Origin of the sequence: Paenibacillus marchantiophytorum, from assembly GCF_014640555.1 — a bacterium.
Lineage (GTDB): Bacteria > Bacillota > Bacilli > Paenibacillales > NBRC-103111 > Paenibacillus_E > Paenibacillus_E marchantiophytorum.
On the sequence record NZ_BMHE01000135.1, the window covers coordinates 1 to 814 of the forward strand.

At 45.8% G+C, this 814-nt stretch carries 1 protein-coding gene; it reads left to right on the forward strand.

Annotation, left to right across the window (positions count from 1 at the left end; genetic code table 11):
• On the forward strand, window positions 1-795 hold a 795-nt coding region (locus IEY34_RS36290; protein WP_189021125.1), incomplete at its 5' end, for an IS66 family transposase.
• Window positions 796-814 lie beyond the last annotated feature (19 nt).

Here is an 814-nt window from a genome sequence, read left to right on the forward strand (position 1 = left end):
GAAGCACTTAAACCTGCAGAACAGTTTATTCGCGAGCGCCTGCTGCAAAGTAATCTCCTTCACGCCGACGAAACCAGTTTTCGTGTCGAGAATAAAAAATACTGGGCGCACACGGTTAGTAACGCCGAGTGGACCTCGCTTAGTCTTCATCTTAGTCGGGGGTTAGAGGCAGTGAAGGCAAATAATCTACTGCCGCACTACAAAGGTCGTGTGATGCACGATTGTTTATCGATGTATTTTCACGATAAATTCACCTTTAAGCATGCGCTGTGCGGAGCCCACCTTATTCGCGAATGCCAAGGGATCATCGACAACGATGGGCATTTCTGGGCCACGGATCTCAAGGAGCTTCTTCAAGATGCTTGTAAGCAGGCCAAGACGGCACGAAGCCTTGAACTTCCGCTAAGTCCTGATCTCATCGCAGATTTAGAGTGTCGTTATGATGAGATTTTGGCCCAAGGCGCCAAAGAATGGGGCCCTCCCAAACGCTCAAAACTTAAAAAAGGAATTACGAAAAAAACGAAAGCAGCAAGTTTAGGAGATCGGTTTATCAAGTTCAAACCGTATATTCTAGGCTTTCTTCGTGATGCCCAGATTCCCTTCGACAACAATCAAGCTGAACGAGACTTACGGATGCTCAAGGTCAAACAGAAAATTTCAGGTACAATGCGTACTGAAGACGGAGCTGTGTTATTCCTAAGAATCCGCAGTGTGATCTCCACTCTACAAAAACAAGCTCGCCCAATTTTCGACTCTCTTTTCCGTGCATTTCGGGGGCAATTTATTTTCAACTAACTGATACCTAAGTAGTTAC